Source organism: Enterobacter sp. HK169 (genome assembly GCF_001719105.1).
Lineage (GTDB): Bacteria > Pseudomonadota > Gammaproteobacteria > Enterobacterales > Enterobacteriaceae > Enterobacter > Enterobacter asburiae_B.
The window spans coordinates 1959381-1985232 of the sequence record NZ_CP017087.1; the positions used below are offsets into that span (position 1 = coordinate 1959381).

General features: G+C 58.8%; 24 protein-coding genes. 10 read left to right on the top strand and 14 right to left on the bottom strand.

All coding sequences use genetic code 11. The features are described from left to right. Positions 1-42 precede the first annotated feature (42 nt). From csrA to mltB, 9 genes are all read right to left on the bottom strand, one after another. Positions 43-228 carry a carbon storage regulator CsrA gene (csrA, locus tag EnteroDNA1_RS09245; protein ID WP_000906486.1) on the bottom strand — a complete coding sequence of 62 codons (186 nt, stop codon included), beginning with the start codon at positions 226-228 and terminating at the stop codon, positions 43-45. A 241-nt stretch (positions 229-469) separates the two neighbouring features. Continuing rightward, positions 470-3097, bottom strand: coding sequence for an alanine--tRNA ligase (gene alaS / locus EnteroDNA1_RS09250; RefSeq protein WP_045888112.1), 2628 nt, complete (start codon positions 3095-3097; stop codon positions 470-472). Between the two features lie 131 nt (positions 3098-3228). After that, positions 3229-3729 (bottom strand): recombination regulator RecX, encoded by a 501-nt coding sequence (recX, locus tag EnteroDNA1_RS09255; protein WP_069303221.1) that lies wholly within the window; start codon positions 3727-3729, stop codon positions 3229-3231. A 68-nt stretch (positions 3730-3797) separates the two neighbouring features. After that, positions 3798-4856 carry a recombinase RecA gene (gene recA / locus EnteroDNA1_RS09260; RefSeq protein ID WP_023308943.1) on the bottom strand — a complete coding sequence of 353 codons (1059 nt, stop codon included), beginning with the start codon at positions 4854-4856 and terminating at the stop codon, positions 3798-3800. Between the two features lie 89 nt (positions 4857-4945). Next, on the bottom strand, positions 4946-5443 hold the full coding sequence (pncC, locus tag EnteroDNA1_RS09265; RefSeq protein ID WP_023308944.1) for a nicotinamide-nucleotide amidase: 498 nt from the start codon (positions 5441-5443) through the stop codon (positions 4946-4948). 128 nt (positions 5444-5571) lie between these two features. Further along, on the bottom strand, positions 5572-6450 hold the full coding sequence (locus tag EnteroDNA1_RS09270) for a metal ABC transporter substrate-binding protein (protein WP_069303222.1): 879 nt from the start codon (positions 6448-6450) through the stop codon (positions 5572-5574). A gap of 14 nt (positions 6451-6464) precedes the next feature. After that, on the bottom strand, positions 6465-7325 hold the full coding sequence (locus EnteroDNA1_RS09275; RefSeq protein ID WP_039263400.1) for a metal ABC transporter permease: 861 nt from the start codon (positions 7323-7325) through the stop codon (positions 6465-6467). Then, positions 7322-7975, bottom strand: coding sequence for a metal ABC transporter ATP-binding protein (locus EnteroDNA1_RS09280; protein ID WP_069303223.1), 654 nt, complete (start codon positions 7973-7975; stop codon positions 7322-7324). Before EnteroDNA1_RS09280 ends, EnteroDNA1_RS09275 begins: the two co-directional genes overlap by 4 nt. 269 nt (positions 7976-8244) lie before the next feature. Beyond that, on the bottom strand, positions 8245-9345 hold the full coding sequence (mltB, locus tag EnteroDNA1_RS09285) for a lytic murein transglycosylase B (protein WP_170864504.1): 1101 nt from the start codon (positions 9343-9345) through the stop codon (positions 8245-8247). A gap of 251 nt (positions 9346-9596) precedes the next feature. Here mltB and srlA point away from each other — a divergent pair, with 251 nt between their 5' ends. The 7 genes from srlA to gutQ all read left to right on the top strand — a co-directional run bounded on the left by srlA (position 9597) and on the right by gutQ (position 14507). Continuing rightward, complete coding sequence (gene srlA, locus EnteroDNA1_RS09290; RefSeq protein ID WP_023333189.1) at positions 9597-10160, top strand: PTS glucitol/sorbitol transporter subunit IIC; 564 nt, start codon at positions 9597-9599, stop codon at positions 10158-10160. Then, positions 10157-11116: a PTS glucitol/sorbitol transporter subunit IIB gene (gene srlE / locus EnteroDNA1_RS09295; protein ID WP_023308950.1), complete on the top strand. Its 960-nt coding sequence runs from the start codon at positions 10157-10159 to the stop codon at positions 11114-11116. The genes srlA and srlE overlap by 4 nt, the downstream gene beginning before the upstream one ends. Positions 11117-11128: 12 nt before the next feature. Further along, positions 11129-11491: a PTS glucitol/sorbitol transporter subunit IIA gene (gene srlB, locus EnteroDNA1_RS09300; RefSeq protein ID WP_023308951.1), complete on the top strand. Its 363-nt coding sequence runs from the start codon at positions 11129-11131 to the stop codon at positions 11489-11491. A gap of 14 nt (positions 11492-11505) precedes the next feature. After that, positions 11506-12285 carry a sorbitol-6-phosphate dehydrogenase gene (gene srlD / locus EnteroDNA1_RS09305; RefSeq protein ID WP_023294411.1) on the top strand — a complete coding sequence of 260 codons (780 nt, stop codon included), beginning with the start codon at positions 11506-11508 and terminating at the stop codon, positions 12283-12285. Between the two features lie 67 nt (positions 12286-12352). Then, on the top strand, positions 12353-12712 hold the full coding sequence (gutM, locus tag EnteroDNA1_RS09310) for a transcriptional regulator GutM (protein WP_069303224.1): 360 nt from the start codon (positions 12353-12355) through the stop codon (positions 12710-12712). 63 nt (positions 12713-12775) lie between these two features. Beyond that, positions 12776-13549 (top strand): glucitol operon DNA-binding transcriptional repressor SrlR, encoded by a 774-nt coding sequence (gene srlR, locus EnteroDNA1_RS09315; RefSeq protein ID WP_032640855.1) that lies wholly within the window; start codon positions 12776-12778, stop codon positions 13547-13549. Continuing rightward, on the top strand, positions 13542-14507 hold the full coding sequence (gene gutQ / locus EnteroDNA1_RS09320) for an arabinose-5-phosphate isomerase GutQ (protein ID WP_033146372.1): 966 nt from the start codon (positions 13542-13544) through the stop codon (positions 14505-14507). Before srlR ends, gutQ begins: the two co-directional genes overlap by 8 nt. On the opposite strand, the gene norR is transcribed toward gutQ, so the two are convergent. Continuing rightward, the gene (norR, locus tag EnteroDNA1_RS09325) at positions 14504-16018 is read right to left on the bottom strand and encodes a nitric oxide reductase transcriptional regulator NorR (RefSeq protein WP_069303225.1); all 1515 of its coding nucleotides are present in this window, start codon (positions 16016-16018) and stop codon (positions 14504-14506) included. The genes gutQ and norR overlap by 4 nt on opposite strands. Positions 16019-16204: 186 nt before the next feature. On the opposite strand from norR, the gene norV reads away from it, so the two are divergent. Both norV and norW read left to right on the top strand, forming a co-directional pair. Then, positions 16205-17650 (top strand): anaerobic nitric oxide reductase flavorubredoxin, encoded by a 1446-nt coding sequence (gene norV / locus EnteroDNA1_RS09330; protein ID WP_069303226.1) that lies wholly within the window; start codon positions 16205-16207, stop codon positions 17648-17650. Next, the gene (gene norW, locus EnteroDNA1_RS09335; protein WP_069303227.1) at positions 17647-18780 is read left to right on the top strand and encodes an NADH:flavorubredoxin reductase NorW; all 1134 of its coding nucleotides are present in this window, start codon (positions 17647-17649) and stop codon (positions 18778-18780) included. The genes norV and norW overlap by 4 nt, the downstream gene beginning before the upstream one ends. Before the next feature lie 450 nt (positions 18781-19230). On the opposite strand, the gene EnteroDNA1_RS09340 is transcribed toward norW, so the two are convergent. The 4 genes from EnteroDNA1_RS09340 to EnteroDNA1_RS09355 all read right to left on the bottom strand — a co-directional run bounded on the left by EnteroDNA1_RS09340 (position 19231) and on the right by EnteroDNA1_RS09355 (position 24170). Continuing rightward, a complete protein-coding gene (locus EnteroDNA1_RS09340) occupies positions 19231-20253 on the bottom strand; it encodes a HoxN/HupN/NixA family nickel/cobalt transporter (RefSeq protein WP_048975979.1) in 1023 nt (340 codons plus the stop codon). A 1-nt stretch (position 20254) separates the two neighbouring features. After that, positions 20255-22471 carry a carbamoyltransferase HypF gene (gene hypF / locus EnteroDNA1_RS09345; RefSeq protein ID WP_069303228.1) on the bottom strand — a complete coding sequence of 739 codons (2217 nt, stop codon included), beginning with the start codon at positions 22469-22471 and terminating at the stop codon, positions 20255-20257. A 5-nt stretch (positions 22472-22476) separates the two neighbouring features. Further along, entirely contained in the window at positions 22477-23022 is a 546-nt protein-coding gene (gene hydN / locus EnteroDNA1_RS09350; protein WP_039263391.1) for an electron transport protein HydN, read from the bottom strand. Positions 23023-23156: 134 nt separating this feature from the next. Further along, positions 23157-24170, bottom strand: a complete 1014-nt coding sequence (locus tag EnteroDNA1_RS09355; RefSeq protein ID WP_045888102.1) for a LacI family DNA-binding transcriptional regulator — start codon at positions 24168-24170, stop codon at positions 23157-23159. 214 nt (positions 24171-24384) lie between these two features. Here EnteroDNA1_RS09355 and ascF point away from each other — a divergent pair, with 214 nt between their 5' ends. After that, positions 24385-25836: a PTS cellobiose/arbutin/salicin transporter subunit IIBC gene (ascF, locus tag EnteroDNA1_RS09360; RefSeq protein ID WP_032660344.1), complete on the top strand. Its 1452-nt coding sequence runs from the start codon at positions 24385-24387 to the stop codon at positions 25834-25836. Positions 25837-25852 lie beyond the last annotated feature (16 nt).

Below are 25852 nucleotides of genomic sequence, written 5' to 3' on the forward strand. Positions count from 1 at the left end.
ACAGGAGGGTTGCGTCTCGCCCGACAGCGAGACGCGACAATATCAGTAACTGGACTGCTGGGATTTTTCAGCCTGGATACGCTGGTAGATCTCTTCACGGTGGACAGATACTTCTTTAGGAGCGTTAACACCAATACGTACCTGGTTACCCTTTACCCCTAAAACTGTCACGGTGACCTCATCCCCAATCATGAGGGTCTCACCAACTCGACGAGTCAGAATCAGCATTCTTTGCTCCTTGAAAGATTAAAAGAGTCGGGTCTCTTGTATCCCGGCATTATCCATCATATAACGCCAAAAAGTAAGCGATGACAAACACGTAAAGTGTAAGCAGTCACGGCATCACATTCTGTTAAACGTAAGTTTAGCCGATATACACAAACTCAACCTGACTTTATCGTTATCGATAGCACAGTGAACAAGACGCCATAACGTTACCGCTATGGCGTCTGCTTGTGCTTTGTAGTTATTACAGTTTCGCGCTTACCCAGCTTTCAACGCTGGCCAAAGCTTGCGGAAGTGCCGCCGCATCCGTACCACCGGCTTGCGCCATGTCCGGACGACCGCCACCCTTGCCGCCCACCTGCTGAGCGACCATACCAATCAGTTCCCCTGCTTTAACGCGGTCGGTCACATCCTTAGAGACGCCCGCAATCAGAGAAACCTTACCTTCTGCCACTGTCGCCAGCACGATAACGGTAGAACCAAGCTGGTTCTTGAGATCGTCGACCATAGTACGCAGCATCTTAGGCTCAACGCCCGCCAGATCGCTGACCAGCAGTTTGACGCCCTTAATGTCTACAGCCTTGCTGGAGAGGTTTGCACTCTCCTGCGCCGCAGCCTGCTCTTTCAGCTGCTGCAGCTCTTTTTCCAGCTGACGCGTGCGATCCAGCGCAACGCGCACTTTCTCGCCCAGGTTCTGGCTATCGCCTTTCAGCAGCTGCGCGATGTCGTGCAGCTGATCGCTCTGCGCATGCAGGCTGGCGATTGCGCCTTCACCGGTCACCGCTTCAATACGACGCACGCCTGCCGCCGTACCGGATTCGGAAACAATGCGGAACAGGCCGATGTCACCGGTGCGCGATGCGTGCGTACCGCCGCACAGCTCGGTAGAAAAGTCGCCCATGCTCAGCACGCGAACGCGGTCGTCATATTTCTCGCCAAACAGCGCCATCGCACCTTTTTTCTTCGCGTCCTCGAGCTCCATGATGTGGGTCTCGATTGGCAGGTTACGACGGATCTGCGCGTTCACCAGATCTTCCACCGCGCGGATTTCAGACGGTTTCATCGCTTCAAAGTGCGAGAAGTCGAAACGCAGCACTTTGTCGTTAACCAGAGAACCTTTCTGTGCAACGTGGGTACCGAGTACGTCGCGCAGGGCAGCGTGCATCAGGTGGGTTGCAGAGTGGTTCAGACGAATGCGCGCGCGGCGTGCTTCATCAACGTTAGCCTGTACGCCCTCGCCCACTTTCAGAGAACCGGAAACCAGTTTGCCCTGGTGACCAATCGCCTGACCGTATTTCTGGGTGTCGCTGACGCTAAAGCTAAAGCCGTTGCCTTTCAGTTCGCCCTTATCGCCAACCTGACCGCCGGACTCCGCGTAGAACGGCGTTTTGTCCAGAATGACAACCGCATCCTGGCCCGCGCTGATGCTGTCCACGGCTTTACCGTCAACAAACAGGGCGGTCACTTTGCCGGTCAGTTCCAGCGCGTCATAACCTTTGAATTCCGATGCGCTATCAACGCGGATCATCGCGTTGTAGTCTGCACCGAAACCGCTGGACTCACGCGCACGACGACGCTGCTCTTCCATCGCGGCTTCGAAGCCCGCTTCGTCAACTTTGATGTTGCGCTCGCGGCAAACGTCCGCCGTCAGGTCAACCGGGAAGCCGTAGGTGTCGTACAGGCGGAAAGCGGTTTCGCCATCCAGCGTGTCGCCCTTAAGTTTCGCCAGCTCTTCGTCCAGCAGCGCCAGGCCGCGCTCAAGCGTACGCGCAAACTGCTCTTCTTCGGTTTTCAGAACCTGCTCTACCTGCGCCTGCTGGCGTTTCAGCTCATCACCGGCAGCACCCATCACGCCAATCAGTGGCCCAACGAGTTTATAGAAGAAGGTGTCCTTCGCGCCCAGCATGTTGCCGTGACGGATGGCACGACGAATGATACGACGCAGCACGTAGCCACGGTTTTCATTCGACGGGATAACGCCGTCGGCAATCAGGAACGCACAGGAACGAATGTGATCCGCGATAACGCGCAGCGATTTGTTGTTCAGATCGGTCGCGCCGGTAACGTTCGCAACGGCTTTGATCAGGGTGCTGAACAGATCAATTTCGTAGTTGGAGTTAACGTGCTGCAGAACCGCGGCAATACGCTCCAGACCCATACCGGTATCGACGGAAGGCTTCGGCAGCGGCTCCATCGTACCGTCGGCCTGACGGTTGAACTGCATGAACACGATGTTCCAGATCTCAATGTAGCGATCGCCGTCTTCTTCCGGGCTGCCCGGAGGCCCACCCCAGATGTGGTCGCCGTGATCGTAGAAGATCTCGGTGCACGGACCGCAAGGACCGGTATCACCCATCTGCCAGAAGTTGTCAGACGCGTATGGCGCGCCTTTGTTATCACCGATGCGAATAATACGCTCGCGCGGGATCCCGACTTCTTTTTCCCAGATTTCGTAGGCTTCGTCATCGGTTTCATAGACGGTAACCCACAGACGCTCTTTCGGCAGGTTGAACCAGTTTTCACCGGTCAGCAGTTCCCACGCATATTGAATGGCATCGTGTTTGAAGTAGTCGCCGAAGCTGAAGTTACCCAGCATTTCGAAGAAGGTATGGTGACGCGCGGTGTAACCGACGTTTTCCAGGTCGTTGTGTTTACCGCCCGCACGCACGCAACGCTGTGAGGTTGTGGCGCGGGAATAATTACGCTTGTCGAGACCAAGGAACACATCCTTGAACTGGTTCATCCCGGCGTTGGTAAACAGCAGAGTCGGATCGTTGTTCGGTACCAGGGAGCTGCTGGCAACAACCTGGTGTCCCTTACTATGGAAAAAATCGAGAAACGCCTGACGGATCTCAGCGGTGCTCTTGCTCATAATTATCCTGAAATCAAGCTAACGAAATGTCGTAGCCAGCCTGTATCGGTAAACCGTTGGACAGACCAGCTACTGGAAAAAGTGGGAATAAGATAAGTTTTCTTTAGTGGGAAGTAAAATACCGCATGCGTTCAATCGGCAAAATTACGCCAGATATCCTGAATATCTTCCATCAGAAAGCCGCGGTAGAGCAAAAAGCGCTGGATTTTAACTTTTTCTGAAAACTCACGCGGCAGCGGTTCGTCGTATTTACGAATCGCCTGTTCTCTGGCCAGCTCGCACCAGTCAGTATCGCATTCGCGCATCGCTTTTTCGATGGACTCCCTGGCCACCCCTTTCTGGTTCAGCTCCTGCCGGATGCGCGCGGGCCCATATCCTTTACGGCCGCGGCTGGCGAGAAACCGTGAGGCAAAACGCTCGTCATCAAGATAACGATGCTCATAGCACCAGGCAATCACGCGGTCATAATCTTCCGCGGTGGCATCAATCTCTTCCGGCCCGTTTTTACTCATCACCGGAGCCGACAGTTTTCGCCGCAGCTCCTGTTCACTGTGGTCACGAACGGCCAGGATGCGCACCGCGCGGTCCAGTAAGCGTGCATACGCCGGTCGACGTGTTGTCGGTTCACTCATAAAAAACCTGCTGACTCAGAAATGCAAAAAGGGCCGCATCAGCAGCCCTTCATTTTTAAACGAAAGAATTAAAAGTCTTCGTTAGTTTCTTCAGCATCCGCGGCATCCACCACGAAATCAGGTTTGGAGTCCTGGTTGTTCAGCAGAAGCTCACGTACCTTCTTCTCAATCTCTTTCGCTGCAGCCGGGTTCTCTTTCAGCCAGGAGATCGCGTTCGCTTTACCCTGACCAATCTTGTCACCGTTGTAGCTGTACCAGGCGCCCGCTTTTTCAATCAGCTTCTCTTTCACGCCCAGGTCAACCAGCTCGCCGAGGAAGTTGATCCCTTCGCCGTAGAGGATCTGGAACTCAGCCTGTTTGAACGGCGCAGCAATTTTGTTCTTCACAACCTTCACGCGGGTTTCGCTACCGACTACGTTTTCGCCCTCTTTCACCGCGCCGATACGACGGATATCCAGACGGACAGAGGCGTAGAATTTCAGTGCGTTACCACCGGTAGTGGTTTCCGGGTTACCGAACATCACACCAATTTTCATACGAATCTGGTTGATGAAGATCAGCAGCGTGTTGGACTGCTTCAGGTTACCCGCCAGCTTACGCATCGCCTGGCTCATCATACGTGCCGCGAGGCCCATATGAGAGTCACCGATTTCACCTTCGATTTCGGCTTTTGGCGTCAGTGCGGCAACGGAGTCGACCACGATAACGTCAACGGCACCAGAACGCGCCAGCGCGTCACAAATTTCCAGCGCCTGCTCACCGGTGTCCGGCTGAGAACACAGCAGGTTGTCGATATCCACGCCCAGCTTGCGGGCATAAACAGGGTCCAGCGCGTGCTCGGCATCGATAAACGCACAGGTTTTACCTTCGCGCTGTGCCGCAGCAATCACCTGCAGCGTCAGGGTGGTTTTACCGGAGGACTCTGGCCCGTAGATTTCTACGATACGGCCCATAGGCAGACCGCCAGCGCCCAGCGCGATATCCAGAGAAAGCGAACCGGTGGAGATGGTTTCCACATCCATGGAACGGTCTTCACCCAGGCGCATGATGGAGCCTTTACCGAATTGCTTTTCGATCTGGCCCAGTGCTGCCGCCAACGCTTTCTGTTTGTTTTCGTCGATAGCCATTATTACTCCTGTCATGCCGGGAGAAGCGACTGTGCTTCACCGTGGATTTCTGTTCTGTTGGTGCAATTATACTGTATGGTCATACAGTATCAAGTGTTTTGTAGAAATTGTTGCCAGAGCGTTTTTAACGCATAAACGGTTGCCTGACGACGCACGCTTTCGCGATCGCCGCTGAAGCACTCCCGGCGGGTGATCCCTTCCCCTTTGGAGGTGGCGAACCCAAACCAGACGGTGCCGACAGGCTTCACGTCGCTGCCGCCGTCCGGGCCCGCAATGCCGCTAATGGAAATCGCGTAGTCTGCCCGCGCCTCTTTGAGCGCGCCAATGGCCATCTCGATCACCACCGGTTCGCTGACCGCGCCATGCTGTTCAAGCGTGGATTCACGCACGCCAATCATCTGAGCTTTAGCTTCGTTACTGTAGGTCACAAAACCGCGTTCAAACCAGGCGGAACTGCCGGCAATATCGGTAATCGCTTTCGCCACCCAGCCGCCGGTGCAGGATTCCGCAGTGGTGATTGTCGCGCCACGCTGCTTCAGCGCAAGGCCAACGATCTCGCTAAGCTGCATCAATTCATGGTCAGTCATTCTCGCTCCAGGCATCAGAAAAACGTGCTGCACAAGATAGCACTTTCTCGTCAGATGTGGGGATGGACTTCCGGTTTTACGAGGGGGCTTCAGAAAAAGCCGGTACGGACGCACCGGCGGTAGAAAGGTTATTTCATGCTGTCAGCGAGAGTGCTCACATTGTGGCGAAACGCCTTAATGTAGGTGTCTGCCACCCCACCTTTTGCCGACAGCGCTTCGGGGTAAAGCTCGCCCCCGGGCTGTGCGCCCGTCGCCGACGCAATCTGTTTCACCAGACGCGGATCGAGCTGATTTTCCATAAACCAGGTTTTCACGCCGTCGGCTTTGATCTGATTGATAATCTCAGCGACCTGCGCCGCGCTGGCTTCGCTCTCAGACGACAGCCCCTGCGGCGCCATAAACGTCACGCCGTAAGCGCGGCTGAAATAGCCGAACGCGTCATGGCTGGTCAGCACTTTACGCTTCGCCGGCGGGATCTGGCTAAAGCGCGTTTTGGCCCAGTTATCCAGTTGCGTCAGCTCCGCGATATACGGCTTACCGGTAGCCTCGAGCGCCGCTTTATCTTGCGGATCGGCTTTCACCAGCCCGTTCAGAATATTTTGCGCATAGAGCGCCCCGTTCGCCGCGCTGTTCCACGCATGGGGATCGGTCACAGTCTTTCCATCTTCCTCAAGCGTGTGGGTTTTCACCCCTGTTGAGGCGACAACCAGTTGCCCTTTGAACCCGGAGGCTTTCACCAGACGATCAAGCCAGCCTTCCAGCCCCAGGCCGTTCACCACCACCACATCAGCCTTGCTCAGGGCCGCGCTGTCTTTCGGCGACGGTTCGAAGGTATGCGGATCGCCGTCCGGCCCGACCAGCGTCGTCACGTTCACATGGTCGCCGCCCACCTCCTGCGTGATATCCCCCAGTATCGAAAAGCTGGTCACCACATTCAGCGTTTTCGCCATCACGCCGTGCGACATCATCCCCAGCGCGAGCGCCACTACAAATCCTGTACGTTTCATCGTTTCCCCTTGCGTTAAAAATACGCCCGCAGGCTGCCAGCGAGCCTGCTTCGCGTACCCAGTAAAATGGAAATAAAGAACAGCGCGCTGGCGGTGAGCACGATGGACGGCCCGGCCGGCAGACTCATCGCCCAGGAGAGGCTCAGCCCCAGCCATGCGCAGAAGATACCGCTGATACCCGCCATCAGGAGTAAGGCAGGTAACGTGCGCACCCAGCAGCGGGCTGCCACGGCCGGAAGCATCATCAGCCCGACGGCCATCAGCGTGCCGAGCACCTGAAAACCGGCCACCAGGTTAAGCACCAGCAGCGCTAGAAACAGTCCGTGCAGCAGGCCAGGCAGCCAGCGGGCGTTCACCTGCAGCCAGGCGGTATCAAACGCTTCTGTCACCAGCCCGCGATAAAAGAGCGCCAGCGTGATAAGGGTGAACATGCAAACGCCCGTGACGAACAGCGCGGCGTCGTTGTCCACGGCGAGGATGGAACCAAACAGCAGATGCAGCAGATCGACATTCGACCCGCGAAGCGACACCAGCGTGACCCCCAGCGCCAGCGAGCCGAGATAAAACCCGGCAAAGCTGGCATCTTCTTTCAGCGGCGTGCGTCGACTGACCAGACCGGCCAGCAGCGCCACGGTAATTCCCGCGATAAAACCGCCAATACTCATCGCCAGCAGCGACATACCGCTGAGCAAATACCCCACGGCGACACCCGGCAAAATGGCGTGAGAAAGGGCGTCGCCCATCAGGCTCATCCGACGCAGCTGAAGAAACACGCCGAGCGCGGTGGTGCTGACCGAGAGCGCCAGGCAAACCACCAGCGCGCGACGCATAAAGCCGTACTCAATGAACGGCTGAAAAAAGAGATGCCAGATCATGCCACCCTCACCCGCTCGGTTTTCCACTGGGGAACGTCAGCATCCAGCCGCAGCGTCTGCGGGAAATGGCGCGACACGCGCTCGCTGTCGTGCAGTACCGCGAGCAGCGTTTGCCCCTTCATATACATCTCCAGCATCAGATCCATCAGCACGTTGCAGGTGGCTTCATCGACTCCGGTAAAGGGTTCATCCAGCATCACCAGCGGCGCCTGCTGCACCAGGACGCGGGCAAACAGCATGCGCTGAAACTGACCGCCGGAGAGTTCATCGATGGTGGATAACGCCATGGACTCAAGCCCGACGCGCTCAAGCGCGCTGGCAATGCGCAGCCGCGTTTCGCGACGAAACCCGGAAAAAAGCGACATGCCCGGCCAGCAGCCCATGCTTACCACGTCCTGTACGGTCAGCGGAAACTGCGCCTCCAGCGCGTGACGCTGTGCCAGCCAGCCGATTACCGGCCGCTTACCCTGCCAGCGGAAGCCGCCGCTGACGGGAGGAATAAATCCCGCCAGCGTTTTCAGCAGCGTGGATTTCCCGCAGCCGTTAGCGCCGATAATGGCGGTCATGCTGCCGCGCTCAATCGTGCCCGAGAGGGGCCGCGTAACGGGCTGACGTTCATATCCCGCGACCAGTTCATTCATCACAATCATGGCAATGCCACCGCCCAGCGCACGGCCAGCCCGATAAAGGCAACAAGCACCAGCGCCAGCAAAAGCCGAGCCAGAGCAGACAGAGAAAAAAGGGACGTTGACATTCTGACACCACATTAAATGTTATAACATAACAATAATGAAAGGCGGTTAAGATGTAAATGGCGGGTTTGAAAAGGGAGTGTGGCGAAATGTTTCTGCAGGAAATAGGTGCGCGCGGGTGCCCTCACCCCAGCCCTCTCCCACAGGGAGAGGGGGAATAAGATGACTTACTGACTAAACGGAGACGCCGCCGGCACGCGGGCCTGCGATACCGCCAGCCCCAGCTGCCATACGGCCATCGCATAGTGAGTGCTGTGGTTATAACGGGTGATGGTGTAGAAGTTCGGCATGCCGTACCAGTACTGATAGCCCGTCCCGACATCCAGACGCAACAGACTTACCTGATCGACATTGCCCAACGGCTGAGTCGGTGTTAAGCCCGCCGCCGTCAGCTGCGCAACGCTGTATTTGGTTTTGAAGCCGTTTTCCAGCCCAGGCGCCTGACCGTTCGCCTGCACCGCCACCTGGCCGCCCGGCGTCCAGCCGTGCGCTTTGAAGTAGTTCGCCACGCTGCCGATGGCATCTACCGGATCCCACAGGTTGATATGACCATCCCCGTTAAAGTCGACGGCATATTGCTTATAGGAGGACGGCATAAACTGGCCGTAGCCCATCGCGCCGGCAAACGACCCTTTCAGATCGAGTGGATCGTCCTGCTCGCTGCGCGCCATGAGCAGGAAGGTTTCCAGCTCGGAAGAGAAATACTCCGCGCGGCGCGGATAGTTAAAGGAGAGCGTCGCCAGCGCGTCCAGGATGCGGGTTTTACCCATCACGCGGCCCCAGCGGGTTTCCACGCCGATAATCCCGACGATGATTTCCGGCGGTACGCCGTACACCTGCCACGCGCGGTTGAGCGCATCTTCATACTGATTCCAGAACACCACGCCGTTTTGCACGTTGTCCGGGGTAATAAACTGTTTGCGGTAGCGCAGCCACGCGCCGTTCGGCCCGCTCGGCACCTGGGCCGTCGGCGCCTGCCTGTCCATCAGGCGCAGCACGTAGTCCAGACGCTTGGCCTGAGACAAAATTTCGTGCAGCTGCTGTCTGTCAAAGCCGTGCTTGCTCACCATTTTATCGATGAACTGCTCGGCCGCCGGGTTATTCGCGAAGTCGCCGCCCATCTGCATCATATTGTGCTGCGGCTCCAGCAGGAATCCTCCGGAAGGCGCGCCCGCCGTTTGCTGAACGGCTTCGGTCTTAGGTTTGCTACTACAGGCAGACAGCAGAATAAGCGCAGGCAACAGCGCTGCATAACGACGCTTGAACATGAGACATCCATTTAACGGGTTCGATAAGAACCCAGTATGGTAAAGCATCCGCAACACCTCAAGGAAGCGGTACGCGCCTCCCCCACGCAAATCCGCCCTTTTTTCCACCGAAAATCATTGACCCCATCAATAAACTTTCAAAATAATCCATTTTTCTTTCATTGTGAGATCTAATTAACACTTTAAAACCTTTCAAAGTGATTATTATTAGCCCCGCAAGACAAAAACAAAAAGCCCCACAGGAGAGAAGAATGATAGAAACCATCACCCACGGCGCCGAGTGGTTCATCGGGCTGTTTCAGAAAGGCGGAGAAGTGTTCACCGGCATGGTGACCGGGATCCTGCCCCTGCTGATCAGCCTGCTGGTGATCATGAACGCGCTGATTAACTTTATCGGCCAGCAGCGCATTGAACGCTTCGCCCAGCGCTGTGCCGGTAATCCGCTGTCCCGCTACCTGGTACTACCGTTCATCGGCACCTTCGTGTTCTGCAACCCGATGACCTTAAGCCTCGGCCGCTTCATGCCGGAAAAGTACAAGCCGAGCTACTACGCCGCCGCCTCCTACAGCTGCCATTCCATGAACGGCCTGTTCCCGCACATTAACCCCGGCGAGCTGTTCGTCTATCTCGGGATCGCCAGCGGTCTCACCACCCTTGGCCTGCCGCTCGGCCCGCTGGCGGTGAGCTACCTGCTGGTTGGCCTGGTCACCAACTTCTTCCGCGGCTGGGTGACCGACCTCACCACCGCCATTTTTGAGAAAAAAATGGGCATCCAGCTTGAACAGAAAGTCCATCTTTCAGGAGCCACAGCATGAACCGGATCCGCATTGAGAAAGGCACGGGCGGCTGGGGCGGCCCGCTGGAGTTCGACGCCACCGAAGGCAAAAAGATCGTCTACATCACCGCAGGCACGCGCCCGGCGATCGTCGACAGGCTGCGCGAGCTGACCGGCTGGGAAGCGGTCGACGGCTTCAAGGAGGGCGAGCCGCCGGAAGCGGAAATCGGCGTGGCGGTGATCGACTGCGGCGGCACGCTGCGCTGCGGTATCTATCCGAAGCGCCGCATTCCGACAGTGAATATTCACTCCACCGGAAAATCCGGCCCGCTGGCGCAGTACATCCTTGAGGACATTTATGTCTCAGGCGTGAAGGAGGACAACATCACTCTGGTGAATGGCACTGCCGCGCCGCAAAAAGCGGCCCCGCGCGAGTACGACACCAGCAAGAAGATCACCGAGCAGAGCGACGGCCTGCTGGCGAAGGTCGGGATGGGCATGGGTTCCGCCGTGGCGGTACTGTTCCAGTCCGGGCGCGACACCATCGACACGGTGCTGAAAACCATCCTGCCGTTTATGGCTTTCGTCTCGGCGCTGATCGGCATCATCATGGCGTCCGGTCTGGGCGACTGGATTGCCCACGGCCTCGCCCCGCTCGCCAGCCACCCGCTCGGGCTGGTGACGCTGGCGCTGATCTGCTCCTTCCCGCTGCTGTCGCCGTTCCTTGGCCCGGGCGCGGTGATCGCTCAGGTGATCGGTGTGCTGATTGGCGTGCAGATTGGTCTGGGGAACATTCCCCCGCACCTCGCCCTGCCCGCCCTGTTCGCCATTAACGCCCAGGCGGCGTGCGATTTCATCCCCGTAGGGCTGTCGCTGGCCGAAGCGCGCCAGGACACCGTGCGCGTGGGCGTGCCGTCGGTGCTGGTCAGTCGCTTCCTGACGGGCGCGCCGACGGTGCTGATTGCCTGGTTTGTCTCCGGCTTTATTTATCAATAAGAGGTTCCTGCGATGACCGTGATTTACCAGACCACCATTACCCGCATCGGCCAGAGCGCGGCGGATGCGCTGAGCGACCAGATGCTGATCACCTTCCGCGAAGGCGCCCCGGCGGATATCGAAGAGTTTTGCTTTATCCACTGTCACGGCGAGCTGAAGGGCGAGCTGAAGGCCGGGAGCCAGCTGGAGCTGGGCGAGGCGCGCTATGCCGTCACCGCCGTCGGCGACGTCGCCGAGCAAAACCTGCGCGAGCTGGGCCACATCACCCTGCGTTTCGACGGCCAGCCGCAGGCCGAATATCCTGGCACGGTTCACGTGGCGGGCCCGGTTCCGCAGGCTGTCACCCCAGGCTGCACGTTAAAATTTGTTGCGTAATTAAGGAGAAACACATGAGTCAGGTTGCCGTTGTCATTGGTGGAGGACAAACCTTAGGCGAGTTCCTCTGCCGTGGGCTTGCCGCAGAGGGCTACCGCGTGGCGGTAGTGGACATTCAGAGTGAAAAAGCCGCCCGGGTGGCGGACACCATTAACACCGAGTTTGGTGAAGGGATGGCGTACGGGTTTGGTGCCGACGCCACCAGCGAGCAGAGCGTGATGGCGCTGGCCCGCGGCGTGGACGAGATTTTTGGGCGTACCGACCTGCTGGTCTACAGCGCGGGGATTGCGAAAGCGGCCTTTATCAGCGATTTCGAGCTGGGGGACTTTGACCGCTCGCTGCAGGTGAATCTGGTGGGCTATTTCCTCTGCGCCCGCGAGTTTTCCCGTCTGATGATCCGCGACGGCATTCAGGGGCGCATCATTCAGATCAACTCCAAATCGGGGAAAGTGGGCAGCAAGCACAACTCCGGCTACAGCGCGGCGAAGTTTGGCGGCGTGGGGCTGACGCAGTCTCTGGCGCTGGATCTGGCCGAGTACGGCATTACCGTGCACTCGCTGATGCTGGGCAACCTGCTGAAATCGCCGATGTTCCAGTCCCTGCTGCCGCAGTACGCCACCAAGCTCGGCATCAAGGCTGAGGAAGTGGAGCAGTACTACATCGATAAAGTGCCGCTGAAGCGCGGGTGCGATTATCAGGACGTGCTGAACATGCTGCTGTTTTACGCCAGCCCGAAAGCCTCATACTGCACCGGACAGTCGATTAACGTCACCGGCGGGCAGGTGATGTTCTGATCGAGCGGCCTGATGCCCTCAACCTAACCCTCTCCCACCGGGAGAGGGAACAAAACAAGGAGCCGATATGGTCACCGCACTCATCACCCTCGCCGCCCTCGCCTGGATCTGCCAGATGGCGTTTGGCGGCTGGCAGATCCACCAGTTTAACCGCGCGTTTGACGCGCTGTGTCAGAAAGGTCGCGTCGGGGTCGGGCGTTCCGGCGGACGCTTCAAACCGCGAGTCGTCGTCGCCGTTGCGCTGGATGAAAACAATCACGTTTGCGATTCTCTGATCATGCGCGGCATGACCGTCTTCGCCCGACCGGCGAAAATCCAGGCGATCAACGGCATTTCGCTGCAGGAATTACGGCCTGATGTGATCTTTCCCCATGATCCACTCTGTCAGAATGCACTATCATTAGCGCTTAATCTGAAACATGGATAATTTCGTTGTGAAAGCTATAGACTTGCGAAATTATCATTTCGCAACCTAAGGAACGAAGCGCCTATGAAACCTCGTCAGCGGCAGGCGGCCATTCTCGAGCATCTGCAAAAGCAGGGAAAATGCTCGGTAGAGGATCTGGCCCACTACTTTGACACCACCGGCACGACAATACGCAAGGACCTGGTATTGCTCGAAAACTCTGGCGCCGTCATTCGAACCTACGGCGGCGTGGTGCTCAATAAGGACGAAGCGGACCCGCCTATCGACCACAAAACGCTGATCAATACCCACCAGAAAGCGCTGATTGCCGAAGCCGCCGTCAAATTTATCCACGATGGTGATTCCATCATTCTGGATGCGGGCAGCACCGTCCTTCAGATGATCCCGCTGCTCAGCCGCTTTAACAACATCACGGTGATGACCAACAGCCTGCACATCGTCAACGCCCTGTCGGAGTTCGACAGCGAGCAGACCATCCTGATGCCCGGCGGCACCTTCCGCAAAAAATCGGCGTCGTTTCACGGCCAGCTTGCGGAGAATGCCTTCGACCACTTCAGCTTTGATAAACTCTTTATGGGCACCGACGGCATCGACCTGAACGCAGGTGTTACGACGTTCAACGAGGTGTTCAGCGTCAGTAAAGCGATGTGCAACGCCGCGCGGGAAGTGATTTTGATGGCAGACTCGTCGAAATTTGGCCGCAAAAGCCCCAACATTGTCTGTAGCCTTGAAAGCGTTGATAAGCTGATTACCGACGCGGGTATCGACCCGGCGTTCAAGAAAGCGCTGGAAGAGAAAGGAATCGACGTGATCGTAACCGGAGAGAGAGATGAGTGATTTTCTGTTAGAAACGGGCCGCCAGACGCTGATGCTGGAACTGCAGGAAGCCAGCCGCCTGCCGGAACGTCTGGGCGAGGATTTCGTCCGCGCGGCCAACACCATTATCCACTGCGAAGGCAAAGTGATCGTGGCGGGTATCGGTAAATCCGGCCATATCGGCAAAAAGATTGCCGCGACGCTCGCCAGCACCGGCACCCCGGCGTTCTTCGTGCATCCGGCAGAGGCGCTGCACGGCGATCTGGGGATGATTGAAAGCCGCGACGTGATGCTGTTTATCTCCTACTCCGGTTCGGCCAAAGAGCTGGATCTGATTATTCCGCGCCTGCAGGAAAAATCGGTCGCCCTGCTGGCGATGACCGGAAAATCCCGCTCGCCGCTGGCGCTGGCCGCCAAGGCGACGCTGGATATTTCCGTTGAGCGTGAAGCCTGTCCGATGCACCTCGCCCCGACTTCCAGCACCGTTAACACCCTGATGATGGGCGACGCGCTGGCAATGGCGGTGATGCAGGCGCGCGGCTTTAACGAAGAAGATTTCGCCCGTTCGCATCCGGCGGGCGCGCTCGGCGCACGCCTGCTCAACAAGGTTCACCACCTGATGCGCACCGACGATGCCATTCCGCAGGTTAAACTCGATACCAGCGTCATGGACGCGATGCTGGAGCTCAGCCGCACCGGTCTGGGGCTGGTTGCGGTGTGCGATGACGGCGGGAGCGTGAAGGGCGTGTTCACCGACGGCGACCTGCGCCGCTGGCTGGTGGGCGGCGGCAGGCTGGAAACCAAAGTCTCGGACGCCATGACCAAAGGCGGGCTGACGCTGAACGCCGAGAGCCGCGCCATTGAAGCCAAAGAGGTGCTGATGAAGCGCAAAATTACCGCCGCACCGGTGGTGGATGACGCCGGCAGGCTGTGCGGCGCCATCAACCTGCAGGATTTCTATCAGGCCGGGATTATCTAACCCTTCAGTCCCAGACGCTTCGCCAGCCTGTGCAGGTTGGCGACGTCCATCTCCAGCGCCCGCGCGCACGCCGCCCAGCTGCGGTTATTCTGCTCCAGCGCGCGGGTAATCCTCTGACGCTGAAACGCCTCCGTGGCTTCACGCAGATTTTCATTCGCTATCTCTGGCACCGCCTGCGCAACAGCCGGTGCGGTTTCATCCTGGAGCGCAAAATGCCGCGCGTGGATCACCACTTCGTCACCCGAACGCGTCGCCCGCGCCAGCACTACCGCGCGGTGGATGGCGTGCTCCAGCTCGCGCACGTTGCCCGGCCAGCCGTAGCTCAGCAGATGTGACCGTGCCCCCGGGCTTAGCACCACGCGGGAAAGCCCCATCCTGAGACGGCACTGCTCGCAGAAAAAGCCCGCCAGCAGCACCACGTCGTCACCGCGCTCGCGCAGCGGCGGCACGGTAAGCGGGAACACGCTCAGGCGATGGAACAGGTCGGCGCGGAACTGCCCTGCCAGCACCGCTTCACGCAGGTCACGGTTGGTGGCCGCCAGCACGCGGACGTCCACTCTGTGGCTGCGGTCATCCCCCACGCGCTGGATGTCGCCGTACTGCAGCACGCGCAGCAGCTTGGCCTGCAGCGACAGGGAGAGCTCACCGATTTCGTCCAGAAACAGCGTGCCGTTATCGGCCATTTCGAACTTGCCGCTGCGGTTGCTGATGGCCCCGGTAAACGCCCCTTTTACGTGACCAAACAGCTCGCTCTCCGCCACGCTTTCCGGCAGCGCGGCGCAGTTGAGGTACACCAGCGGGTTCACCGCGCGCGGCGACGCTTCGTGAATGGCCTTCGCCACCAGCTCCTTACCGGTGCCGGTTTCCCCGAAGATCAGCACGTTCAAATCTGAGGCGGCGACAATCTCAATCTCTTTTTTGAGCTGCGCCATGCCCGGAGAGAGGCCGATCATCTCCGTGTGCGTCACCTGCTCAAACGCCGCCGGGCTGCCGGGAAGAATGTTCTGGCTCTCCAGCTGTTCAATCAGCAGGGCATTGTTCAGCGCCCCGGCGGCCAGGGCGGCAATCAGGCGCAGCTCTTCGTCGCTAAAGGTGTCGAACTGGTCCGGCGACAGGCCGTCGAGGGTCAGTGCGCCAATCAGGTTTTGTCCGGCAAACAGCGGCAGGCCGATACAGGCGTGCACCTTCAGGCTCTCCTGTCCGGGAATAAGCCCGTCGTAGGGGTCGGGCAAGTCGCTGTCCGCCGGAAAGCGCACCACGTCACCCGCGCGGGCGATAGTTTCCAGACGCGGATGGCCCTCAAGGGTAAAACGCCGTCCGAGCACGTCCTTCGCCAGCCCGTCGATAGCCAGCGGAATAAACTGCCGCCCCTCGTAGCGCAGCAGCGCGGACGCATCGCACTCAAGCACGTGGCGCAGCGTGGAGATCAGCCGCTGAAAGCGGTCCTGATGGCCGATACCGGTCTGCAGTTCAATGGCGATCTTCGCCAGCACGTCTACGGAAAAGCTCATATTGACCTCGCTGTCATTTTGACAATGGATGTTGTCATATTGACACTGCTTTTGATAGTCATAATGACTACCCACTACGGATCATAAAAATATTAATTAAGTAAAATCAATAAATTAAAAACTGGCACGCAACTTGATATAGGCAAACCATCTTATTTGAAAATGCTGTATTACGTAGAGGTTGCTATGTCTATTCTGGTTAAAAATAACATTCATTGGGTGGGTCAACGTGACTGGGAAGTGCGCGATTTCCACGGGACGGAATACAAAACGCTGCGCGGCAGCAGCTACAACAGCTATCTCATCCGCGAAGGAAAAAACGTGCTGATCGATACCGTCGATCACAAGTTCAGCCGCGAGTTCGTGCAGAACCTGCGCAGTGAAATCGACCTGGACGCCATCGACTACATCATCATCAACCACGCGGAAGAGGACCATGCCGGCGCGCTGACCGAGCTGATGTCCTACATTCCGAACACGCCGATCTACTGCACCACTAACGCCATCGACTCGATCAACGGCCACCACCACCATCCGGAGTGGAACTTCCACACCGTGAAAACCGGCGACGCGCTGGATATCGGCAACGGCAAGCAGCTGATCTTCGTGGAAACCCCGATGCTGCACTGGCCGGACAGCATGATGACCTACATGACCGGCGACGCGGTGCTGTTCAGCAACGACGCCTTCGGCCAGCACTACTGCGACGAGCGCCTGTTCAACGACGAAGTGGACCAGACCGAACTCTTCGAGCAGTGCCAGCGCTACTACGCCAACATCCTGACGCCGTTCAGCCGCCTGGTGACGCCGAAAATCACCGAGATCCTCGGCTTTAACCTGCCGGTGGATATGATTGCCACCTCCCACGGCGTGGTGTGGCGTGAAAATCCCACCCAGATTGTGGAGCTCTACCTGAAATGGGCGGCGGACTATCAGGAAGACCGCATCACTATTTTCTACGACACCATGTCCAACAACACCCGCATGATGGCGGACGCCATTGCCCAGGGCATCAACGAAGTGGACCCCAACGTGGCGGTGAAAATCTTCAACGTGGCGCGCAGCGATAAGAACGAGGTATTGACCAACGTCTTCCGCTCTAAGGGCGTGCTGGTGGGCACCTCCACCATGAACAACGTGATGATGCCGAAAATTGCCGGTCTGGTAGAAGAGATGACCGGCCTGCGTTTTCGCAACAAGCGTGCCAGCGCCTTTGGCTCCCACGGCTGGAGCGGCGGCGCGGTAGACCGTCTGTCTACGCGTCTGCAGGATGCGGGCTTTGAAATGTCCCTCAGCCTGAAGGCGAAATGGCGCCCGGATATCGACGCCCTGGAGGTCTGCCGCCAACACGGCCGCGACATTGCCCGCCAGTGGGCGCTCGCACCGCTTCCGCAGGCTGCCGAACCGACCGCACAGCAGGAAACCTGCGCCTGCGCCGCCGCGGCAGCCGCCGATCCCGGACCGCGCATGCAGTGCAGCGTCTGCCAGTGGATTTACGATCCTGAACTGGGCGAGCCGCTGCAGGACGTTGCGCCGGGCACGCCGTGGAGTGACGTGCCGGAAAACTTCCTCTGCCCGGAATGTTCACTCGGGAAAGACGTCTTTGACGAACTGGGTACGGAGGCAAAATGAACAACGGTATCGTCATCATCGGCTCGGGCTTTGCCGCCCGCCAGCTGGTGAAAAACATCCGCAAGCAGGACGCCAGCGTGCCGCTGACGGTGATCGCCGCCGACAGCATGGACGAGTATAACAAGCCCGATCTGAGCCACGTCATTAGCCAGAATCAGCGCGCCGAGGACCTCACCCGCCAGACGGCGGGTGAGTTCGCGGAACAGTTTAACCTGCGTCTGTTTCCCTACACCTGGGTCACCGACATCGACGCCGCCGCCCACGTGGTAAAAGCAAAAGAGAAAACCTGGCAGTACGACAGGCTGGTGCTGGCCACGGGTGCCTCTGCGTTTGTGCCGCCGATTGAGGGCCGCGAGCTGACGATCACCCTCAACAGCCAGCAGGAGTATCAGGCCAGCGAAACGGCGCTTCGCGACGCGCAGCGGGTAATGATTGTTGGTGGCGGGCTGATAGGCACCGAGCTGGCGATGGATTTCTGCCGGGCGGGTAAATCCGTGACTCTGGTCGACCATGCGGCGAGCATTCTGTCGTCGCTGATGCCGGCAGAAGTAAGCAGTCGCTTACAGCATCGCCTGACCGACATGGGGGTGCATCTGCTGTTGAAATCGCAGCTGCAAAGCCTGAGCAAAACCGAAGGCGGCATTCGTGCCACGCTCGACCGCAGCCGCAGCGTTGAGGTGGATGTGGTAATCGCTGCAACGGGCCTGCGCCCGGAAACCGCGCTGGCGCATCGCGCAGGCGCCGAAATACAGCGTGGCGTGAAGGTAAATAGCTACCTGCAAACCACGCAACCTGATATTTACGCGTTAGGTGACTGCGCTGAAATTAACGGTCAGGTACTGCCTTTTTTACAGCCAATTCAATTAAGCGCGATGTATCTGGCGAAAAACCTGCTCGGCGGCAGCGCGCCGCTGAAATTACCCGCCATGCTGATTAAAGTCAAAACGCCGGAATTACCGCTGCATCTTGCCGGTGAAACGCAGCGTCAGGATCTGAACTGGCAAATTACCCTCGAACCGCAGGGAATGGTCGCGCGCGGCGCGGATAACGAGGGTCAGATTCGCGCTTTTGTGGTTAGTGAAGACCGGATGAAGGAGGCTTTCGCACTGCTGAAACTGTTACCTGCTTAACCCTCGCTTTGCCGGGCGGCGCTTCGTTTACCCGGCCAACAGCTAGTCTACGCTGTCTTAATCTTTGGATTTTATTATTCACCGCCCCGATATTCCGGGGCTTTTTTTTACGTATTCTATTCATCAAACAAATGCAAAGTAGATATATCATCGCTATCAATCCCTTATTTATTATTTTCGTAAATACTTTAATCTGAAACAGATTAAAAACATCATCCAGCTTTATTATTGTCAGCCGACTCAGTCTGAAAAGACATCATCAGCAGGAGGCGAATCATGGCGAATTTTTATAAATAACTCAATTATCTTTCTCGTTATTTCACACAAGCGAAGAATGCGGAATATATTTATTCCGCAAAAGTTCTACATTTTCAGCATCTTTTTTATCGGTATGCCGCTATGCGCCAGCCATTGAGGAAGTCGCGGAGGTTGCGCCGTGCAGGAGCCGGTTCAGGAACGTACCACCAGCGCGTCGTAGCCACGCCAGCGGTAGTTGACCATGGAGATCAGCCAGCAGGCGACAAACAGCCCAACCACCACAAACCCGGCGTTGCCCAGATTGTCGTTTACCGTGCCAATCAGATCCCACACGCCGCCGCTGAGGGCAAATTTGTCCATCAGCAGACCCAGCGCTTCCAGCCCGCCGATAAACAGCGCCACCACCACGGAGGTGCCGGTAATGGTCATGTTGTAGTAGAGCTTGCGCTGCGGCTTGTTGAACGCCCAACCGTAGGCACCGACCATCAACAGGTTATCGAGAGTATCCACCAGCGCCATGCCGCTGGCGAAGAGCGCCGGGAAGACCATGATTGACCACACCGACATCCCGCTTGACGCGCTGGCGGCAGAGATCCCCAGCACGCCAATCTCGGTGGCCGTGTCAAAGCCGAGGCCAAACAGGAAACCGACCAGGTACATCTGCCAGCTTTTATTCACCAGGCGGAAGGTTTTGCCAAACAGCCAGTTCATGACGCCACCCTGGGCAGGGAGCGTGATGTCGCCCTGCACTGGCCTGCCCTGTTTCAGCGCCTGAAAACTGCGCCAGACGCCGCGCAGGATCACCATGTTCACCAGCGCCATCGCCAGCAGGAAGGTGGCGGAAACGGCGGTGCCAATCAGGCTGCCGGTTTCGTGGAACCATTCCATGTTTTTCTGAAACGCCGTCGCGGTCGCGGCGATAGCAATGGAGGCCAGCACCACGATGGTGGAGTGCCCCAGCGAGAACCACGCCCCCACGCCGGAAGGACGTTTGCCCTGCTGCATCATCTTACGCGTCACGGTATCAATCGCCGCGATGTGGTCAGCGTCCACCGCGTGACGCAGCCCGTAGCACCACGCCAGCAGGCTGGCGGCCATCAGCGCCGTGCTGCCGCTAAAAGCGTGCCATGCCCATCCCCAGGCCAGCAGGTTTGCCATTACCAGAGCCAGCAGCAGAAGCGCGGCGCGAGGTTCATTGCGTAAGAGTCGTAACATTTTAAGTCCTTTGTGAACATGACCGGGCAGCGGCGATCGCCGCCTGCCCGAAGGAGATCGCTCCGTCACCTGCGGGCAGGCGCGAAGGAAAAAGAAGCGTAAAGTCAGATAGATAATGACGCAGCCGCGCGCGCAGCAGACGGTTGTGTAGCACGCCGCCGCTGAGACAGATTGTCGACAGCGACAGGCGTCGGGCATGGCGCGCGGCGAGTTGCGCCAGCCCTTTTGCCAGCGCGTCGTGAAACGCCCACGCGCGCTGGCAGGATTCCGCCTGCCAGCTCAGCCACTGCTGCCAGAACTGCGCGAGGTTATCCACGTCCAGCGTCACCGGATGGTCGACGCCCGCGCACTGCGAGGCCAGCGCTTCCAGCCGGCAGGCCGCTTCACCTTCCCAGGATTGGGTTTCGATGCCCAGCGCGCAGGCGACCGCATCAAACAGGCGACCACAGGACGAGGCCTGCGGCGCGTTGATGCCGCGCCGGATCGCCGTTGCCAGCAGCGGCCAGTTTTCACGCTGAACCGCGCGCGTTTCCGGATACTGCTGCCAGTCAGGGACAAACGCCAGGCAGTGGGCGAGTAAATTACGCCACGGCTGCCGCGCCGCCAGATCGCCCCCCGGCAGCGCAACGGCAGGCAGCCCGTCCAGACGCTCGCACGCGAGATAGTTCACCCGCAGGCACTCCCCGCCCCACAGCGCGCCGTTCTCGCCCATGCCGATCCCGTCCAGCGTCAGGGCAATTGCGTCTCCGCCGTCGAGCGGCCAGCCGTTCTCCGCCAGGCACGCCGCCGCATGGGCGTGATGGTGCAGTACGGTTTCGACCGGCAGCCCCTGCGCCTGCGCCCACCGTTGTGTGTGATAACCCGGATGGGCGTCACACACCACGCGATCCGGCTGAAAGGCGTAAATTTTCTGCATCAGCGATAGCGCGCCGCGCCACTGCGCTTCGACACCCTCGTCACCGAGATTGCCAAAATGCTGGCTCAGCACCGCCTGGCTGCCACGCACCAGGCAGAAGGTGTTTTTCATCTCCGCGCCGGTGCATAGCATGGCGGGGATATTCTCAAAACCCGCAGGCAGCGCGACGGCATCGGGCACAAAACCGCGCGCGCGGCGAAGCATCGCGCCGTCGCGATCCACCACCGAATCGTCCATCCGCTGCAGGATATCGCGGTTGTGCAGCAGGAAGCCGTCCGCGACGTCGCCGAGCTCATCCAGCGCCTGCTGGTTGGTCATGGCAGGCGGTCTGCCGCTGAGGTTGGCGGAAGTCATCACCAGCGGGCGCTGGCAGTCCATCATCAGCAGGTGTTGCAGCGGATTAGCGGGAAGCATGATGCCAATACAATCGAGCCCGGGTGCAATCCCTTCGGGAAATCCGGGAAGCGAGGCTTTTGGGGTCAGCACAATCGGCGCTGCGGAGGAGCGTAACAGCGTCTGGATCGCCTCCGGCACGCCGTCCGCATTCGAGATCATTACCGCCAGCGGCTTAGACGGTCGCTGTTTGCGTGCCCGAAGCGTCGCGACCGCCTGCGGATTACGCGCATCGCAGACGAGATGAAAACCGCCCAGCCCTTTGACCGCGACTATGCCGCCGCTTTTCAGCATCGCCACCGCCGCGCTCAGCGCAGCCTCACGGGAAGCGTTGATGTCGCCCGCACGCCATTCCAGCGCTGGCCCGCAGTCCGGGCAGGCTACCGGCTGGGCGTGAAAACGTCGATCGGCCGGGTTACGGTATTCCGTCTCACACGGCAGGCAGAGGGGAAATGCGGCCATTGACGTGGCCGGACGGTCATAGGGCATCGCGCGGATAATGGTAAACCGCGGCCCGCAGTGCGTGCAGTTGATGAACGGATAGCGATAGCGGCGCTCGGCAGGGTCGCGCATTTCAGCCAGGCACGCCTGACAGGTCGCGGCATCGGGGACAATCTGGGTGTCCATCGCCCCGCCCGCGCTGTGGCGGATGGTAAAGTCCTCCGGCACCTGCGCCCACGTAAACGGCTGCGTTTCAACGTGGTCAATGCGTGCCAGCGGTGGGCAGTCCTGATGCAGCCTCGCGGTAAAGGCCCCCCCATTACCCGCGAGGCGCACCAGCACGCCCTCTCCATCATTGCAGACGTCACCGGTCAACTGAAGCGCCTGCGCCAGCTGCCAGACGAAGGGACGAAACCCCACGCCCTGCACTTTACCGCGCACGCGCAGCTGTACGCCGTTACTGCACATACGGTTCAGAACAGCAGCGATGACGACGTGTCGAATGCCGCACGACGGCGCTTTTCGGCGCTCATCTGCTCAAGCTTCTCGCGATCCACGCAGACCAGCGCATGCGTCGGGCAGGCTTCCATGCAGGCCGGACCGGCGTCGCGGTGATAGCAAAGATCGCATTTGTTGGCTTCGGCTTTCTCCGCACGTACGCTCAGACCCATGCCGCTGTTGCGTACCACCGGACGAACAACCACCTCCATCGCGCCGTACGGGCAGGCGACCACGCAGGTTTTGCAGCCAATGCAGCGCTCCTGCATGACGTGCACAAAGCCTTTCTCGCGTTTAATCGCCCCGTTCGGGCAGACGTTCGCGCACGGTGCGTCTTCGCACTGGCGACAGATGGCGGCGGTGGAAATATTCACGCCTTTGATGACGTGGATGCGCGGCAGGAAGGTGTCAGGGGTGAGCGACGCGCAGTCCTGCTCCGCCTGATGGGAAACCACGCACGCCACTTCACAGGTACGGCAACCAATACACTTACTGGCATCGGCCATAATAAAACGGTTCATCTGCTTCTCCAGCATTACAGTTATGCGCGGAGATATTCATAAACCGTGCCAATAATTAACCTGTTGATTTTAGATGAATTTAACAATCACGATGGTGCTGTCATCGTCACTTATGACGATGACAGCTGTCGACATCAGCGGTGCGGGCCGTCAATAACGGAGTCGCGCAGGACAAGCTCGCCGGAGAAGGTTTGCTGATACTTAAACTCACCGCCGTCGAGCATGAAGATCAGGCGGCTGATGGTCTCTTTGATCATTTCCGTCACCGGAATACGCACGCTGGAGAGCGACGGCACGATGTAGGGCGCGATGGCCACGTCGTCGAAACCGATCACCGACACCGCGTCCGGTGCGGCCACGCCGCTGTCGTGGAGCTGCTTCATGGCGCCGATCGCCATGTCGTCATTACTCGCCACCAGCGCCGTAAACCGTTCACCGCGCGCAAGCAGTTCGGCAACCGCCGCCGCGCCGCTGGCGGGGTTCCACTTTCCCTGCGCAATCAGCCCCTCGCGCAGCGGAATACCGTGCTGCGCCAGCGCGTCCTTGTAGCCGGAGAGACGCTCAACCCCGGTGGGGGAATCCAGCGAGCCGGTGATAAACGCGATCTCCCGGTGCCCTTTCGCAATCAGCTGCGACACCGCCTCCTGGCTGGAGGCTTTATGATCTGACCAGACGCAGTGGCTGCTGTTTTTCCGCAGGCGGCGGTTGAGCACCATTATGGGCTGCTCGCACTTTTCAACGATCTCGTCCATCTCTTCCACGCTCAGAAAACGCGGATAGATAATCACCGCGTCGCAGCGCATATCGAGCAGGTACTGGATCGCCTCGCGCTCTTCATCCGCGCTGTGCTTGCCGTCCGCGAGGATCAGCTGCCGCCCCTTTTCTTCCGTCATGCGCGCGGCGTGAAACAGCAGTTCGCTAAAGTAGACGCCGTGATAGAGGGTGTTCGTCACCACCAGCCCCAGCGTCTGGGTACGTTTGGTTGCCAGGTTTCGCGCCAGCAAATTCGGGCGATAGCCGCTCTCTTCAATGGCCTGAAACACCCGGTCTTTGGTCTCCTGGCTGACGTAGCCATTTCCCGACAGCACCCGGGACACCGTGGCTTTCGAAACGCCTGCCCGCTTCGCCACTTCAAGCATCGTGGTCATAGTGTTATTCCGTCTGAATCTGATGGAGCGCAGTGTACTGCACTGCAAAAAAATTGTCGCAGCGGTGAAATCACGCTTTCGATACCTCATTGCGATCTGCATCACGAAACGAAAAAATGGTCAAAAAGCGATCTTGTTTCATTCACAGAAACTCATGATGATTATGTGGAACCGGTTTCCTACATGTCTCACAACAATAACAGGATCACATCCGATGGCCAAAAATTACGCTGCGCTGGCGAACGACGTTATCAGCGCGCTGGGCGGCAAAGAGAACATCGTCGCCGTCACCCACTGCATGACGCGTCTGCGTTTCGTACTGAAAGACGAAAGCCTGACCGACGCTGCGCGACTGAAAAGCATCAGCGGCGTGCTCGGCGTGGTGCGCAACGACAACCAGTGCCAGGTCATTATTGGCAACACGGTTTCACAGGCCTACCGCGAAGTGGTGAGCCTGCTGCCCACGGACCTGCAGCCCGCAGTGCCGGAAGGTCCGCAGAAGATGACCTTACGCCGCATTGGCGCCGGGATCCTCGACGCGCTGATCGGCACCATGTCCCCGCTGATCCCGGCGATCATCGGCGGCTCGATGGTCAAGCTGCTGGCGATGATCCTCGAGATGACCGGCGTGCTGCCAAAAGGCGCGCCGACGCTCACTATTCTGACCGTCATCGGCGACGGCGCCTTCTTCTTCCTGCCGCTGATGGTGGCGGCCTCGGCGGCGGTGAAGTTCAAAACCAACATGTCGCTGGCCATCGCCATCGCGGGCGTGCTGGTGCACCCGAGCTTTATCGAGCTGATGGCAAAAGCCGCGCAGGGCGAGCACGTTGAGTTCGCCTTTATTCCGGTGACGGCGGTGAAATACACCTACACCGTCATCCCGGCGCTGGTGATGACCTGGTGCCTGTCATACATCGAACGCTGGGTGGATCGCATTACCCCGGCGGTGACGAAAAACTTCCTCAAGCCGATGCTGATCGTGCTGATTGCCGCCCCGCTCGCCATCGTGCTGATTGGCCCGCTGGGGATCTGGATCGGTAGCGCCATCTCCGCGCTGGTCTACACCATTCACGGCTACCTGGGCTGGCTCTCCGTCGCCATCATGGGCGCGCTCTGGCCGCTGCTGGTGATGACCGGGATGCACCGCGTGTTTACGCCGACCATCATTCAGACCATTGCCGAAACGGGCAAGGAAGGGATGGTGATGCCGTCGGAAATCGGCGCCAACCTGTCGCTCGGCGGCTCGTCGCTGGCGGTGGCGTGGAAAACCAAAAACCCGGAGCTGCGCCAGACGGCGCTGGCGGCGGCAGCCTCCGCCATTATGGCGGGGATCTCTGAACCGGCCCTGTACGGCGTGGCGGTGCGTCTGAAACGTCCGCTGATTGCGAGCCTGATCAGCGGCTTTATCTGTGGGGCGGTCGCCGGCATGGCCGGTCTTGCCAGCCACTCGATGGCGGCCCCGGGGCTGTTCACCAGCGTGCAGTTCTTTGACCCGGCCAACCCGATGACCATCGTCTGGGTGTTCGGCGTGATGGGGCTGGCAGTGGTGCTGTCCTTTGTTCTGACCCTGCTTTTAGGGTTTGAGGATATCCCGGTCGAAGATGAGGCTGAAAAAGCACGCGCCCTGCAGACCGCACCGGTACAGAACAACGCAGCAAAAGCATAAATTGAAAGCGAGGTAA

Coding starts and splice junctions, on each gene's coding strand:
- csrA (WP_000906486.1), bottom strand. CDS start 228: ATGCTGATTCTGACTCGTCGAGTTGGTGAGACCCTCATGATTGGGGAT.
- alaS (WP_045888112.1), bottom strand. CDS start 3,097: ATGAGCAAGAGCACCGCTGAGATCCGTCAGGCGTTTCTCGATTTTTTC.
- recX (WP_069303221.1), bottom strand. CDS start 3,729: ATGAGTGAACCGACAACACGTCGACCGGCGTATGCACGCTTACTGGAC.
- recA (WP_023308943.1), bottom strand. CDS start 4,856: ATGGCTATCGACGAAAACAAACAGAAAGCGTTGGCGGCAGCACTGGGC.
- pncC (WP_023308944.1), bottom strand. CDS start 5,443: ATGACTGACCATGAATTGATGCAGCTTAGCGAGATCGTTGGCCTTGCG.
- EnteroDNA1_RS09270 (WP_069303222.1), bottom strand. CDS start 6,450: ATGAAACGTACAGGATTTGTAGTGGCGCTCGCGCTGGGGATGATGTCG.
- EnteroDNA1_RS09275 (WP_039263400.1), bottom strand. CDS start 7,325: ATGATCTGGCATCTCTTTTTTCAGCCGTTCATTGAGTACGGCTTTATG.
- EnteroDNA1_RS09280 (WP_069303223.1), bottom strand. CDS start 7,975: ATGATTGTGATGAATGAACTGGTCGCGGGATATGAACGTCAGCCCGTT.
- mltB (WP_170864504.1), bottom strand. CDS start 9,345: ATGTTCAAGCGTCGTTATGCAGCGCTGTTGCCTGCGCTTATTCTGCTG.
- srlA (WP_023333189.1), top strand. CDS start 9,597: ATGATAGAAACCATCACCCACGGCGCCGAGTGGTTCATCGGGCTGTTT.
- srlE (WP_023308950.1), top strand. CDS start 10,157: ATGAACCGGATCCGCATTGAGAAAGGCACGGGCGGCTGGGGCGGCCCG.
- srlB (WP_023308951.1), top strand. CDS start 11,129: ATGACCGTGATTTACCAGACCACCATTACCCGCATCGGCCAGAGCGCG.
- srlD (WP_023294411.1), top strand. CDS start 11,506: ATGAGTCAGGTTGCCGTTGTCATTGGTGGAGGACAAACCTTAGGCGAG.
- gutM (WP_069303224.1), top strand. CDS start 12,353: ATGGTCACCGCACTCATCACCCTCGCCGCCCTCGCCTGGATCTGCCAG.
- srlR (WP_032640855.1), top strand. CDS start 12,776: ATGAAACCTCGTCAGCGGCAGGCGGCCATTCTCGAGCATCTGCAAAAG.
- gutQ (WP_033146372.1), top strand. CDS start 13,542: ATGAGTGATTTTCTGTTAGAAACGGGCCGCCAGACGCTGATGCTGGAA.
- norR (WP_069303225.1), bottom strand. CDS start 16,018: ATGAGCTTTTCCGTAGACGTGCTGGCGAAGATCGCCATTGAACTGCAG.
- norV (WP_069303226.1), top strand. CDS start 16,205: ATGTCTATTCTGGTTAAAAATAACATTCATTGGGTGGGTCAACGTGAC.
- norW (WP_069303227.1), top strand. CDS start 17,647: ATGAACAACGGTATCGTCATCATCGGCTCGGGCTTTGCCGCCCGCCAG.
- EnteroDNA1_RS09340 (WP_048975979.1), bottom strand. CDS start 20,253: ATGTTACGACTCTTACGCAATGAACCTCGCGCCGCGCTTCTGCTGCTG.
- hypF (WP_069303228.1), bottom strand. CDS start 22,471: ATGTGCAGTAACGGCGTACAGCTGCGCGTGCGCGGTAAAGTGCAGGGC.
- hydN (WP_039263391.1), bottom strand. CDS start 23,022: ATGAACCGTTTTATTATGGCCGATGCCAGTAAGTGTATTGGTTGCCGT.
- EnteroDNA1_RS09355 (WP_045888102.1), bottom strand. CDS start 24,170: ATGACCACGATGCTTGAAGTGGCGAAGCGGGCAGGCGTTTCGAAAGCC.
- ascF (WP_032660344.1), top strand. CDS start 24,385: ATGGCCAAAAATTACGCTGCGCTGGCGAACGACGTTATCAGCGCGCTG.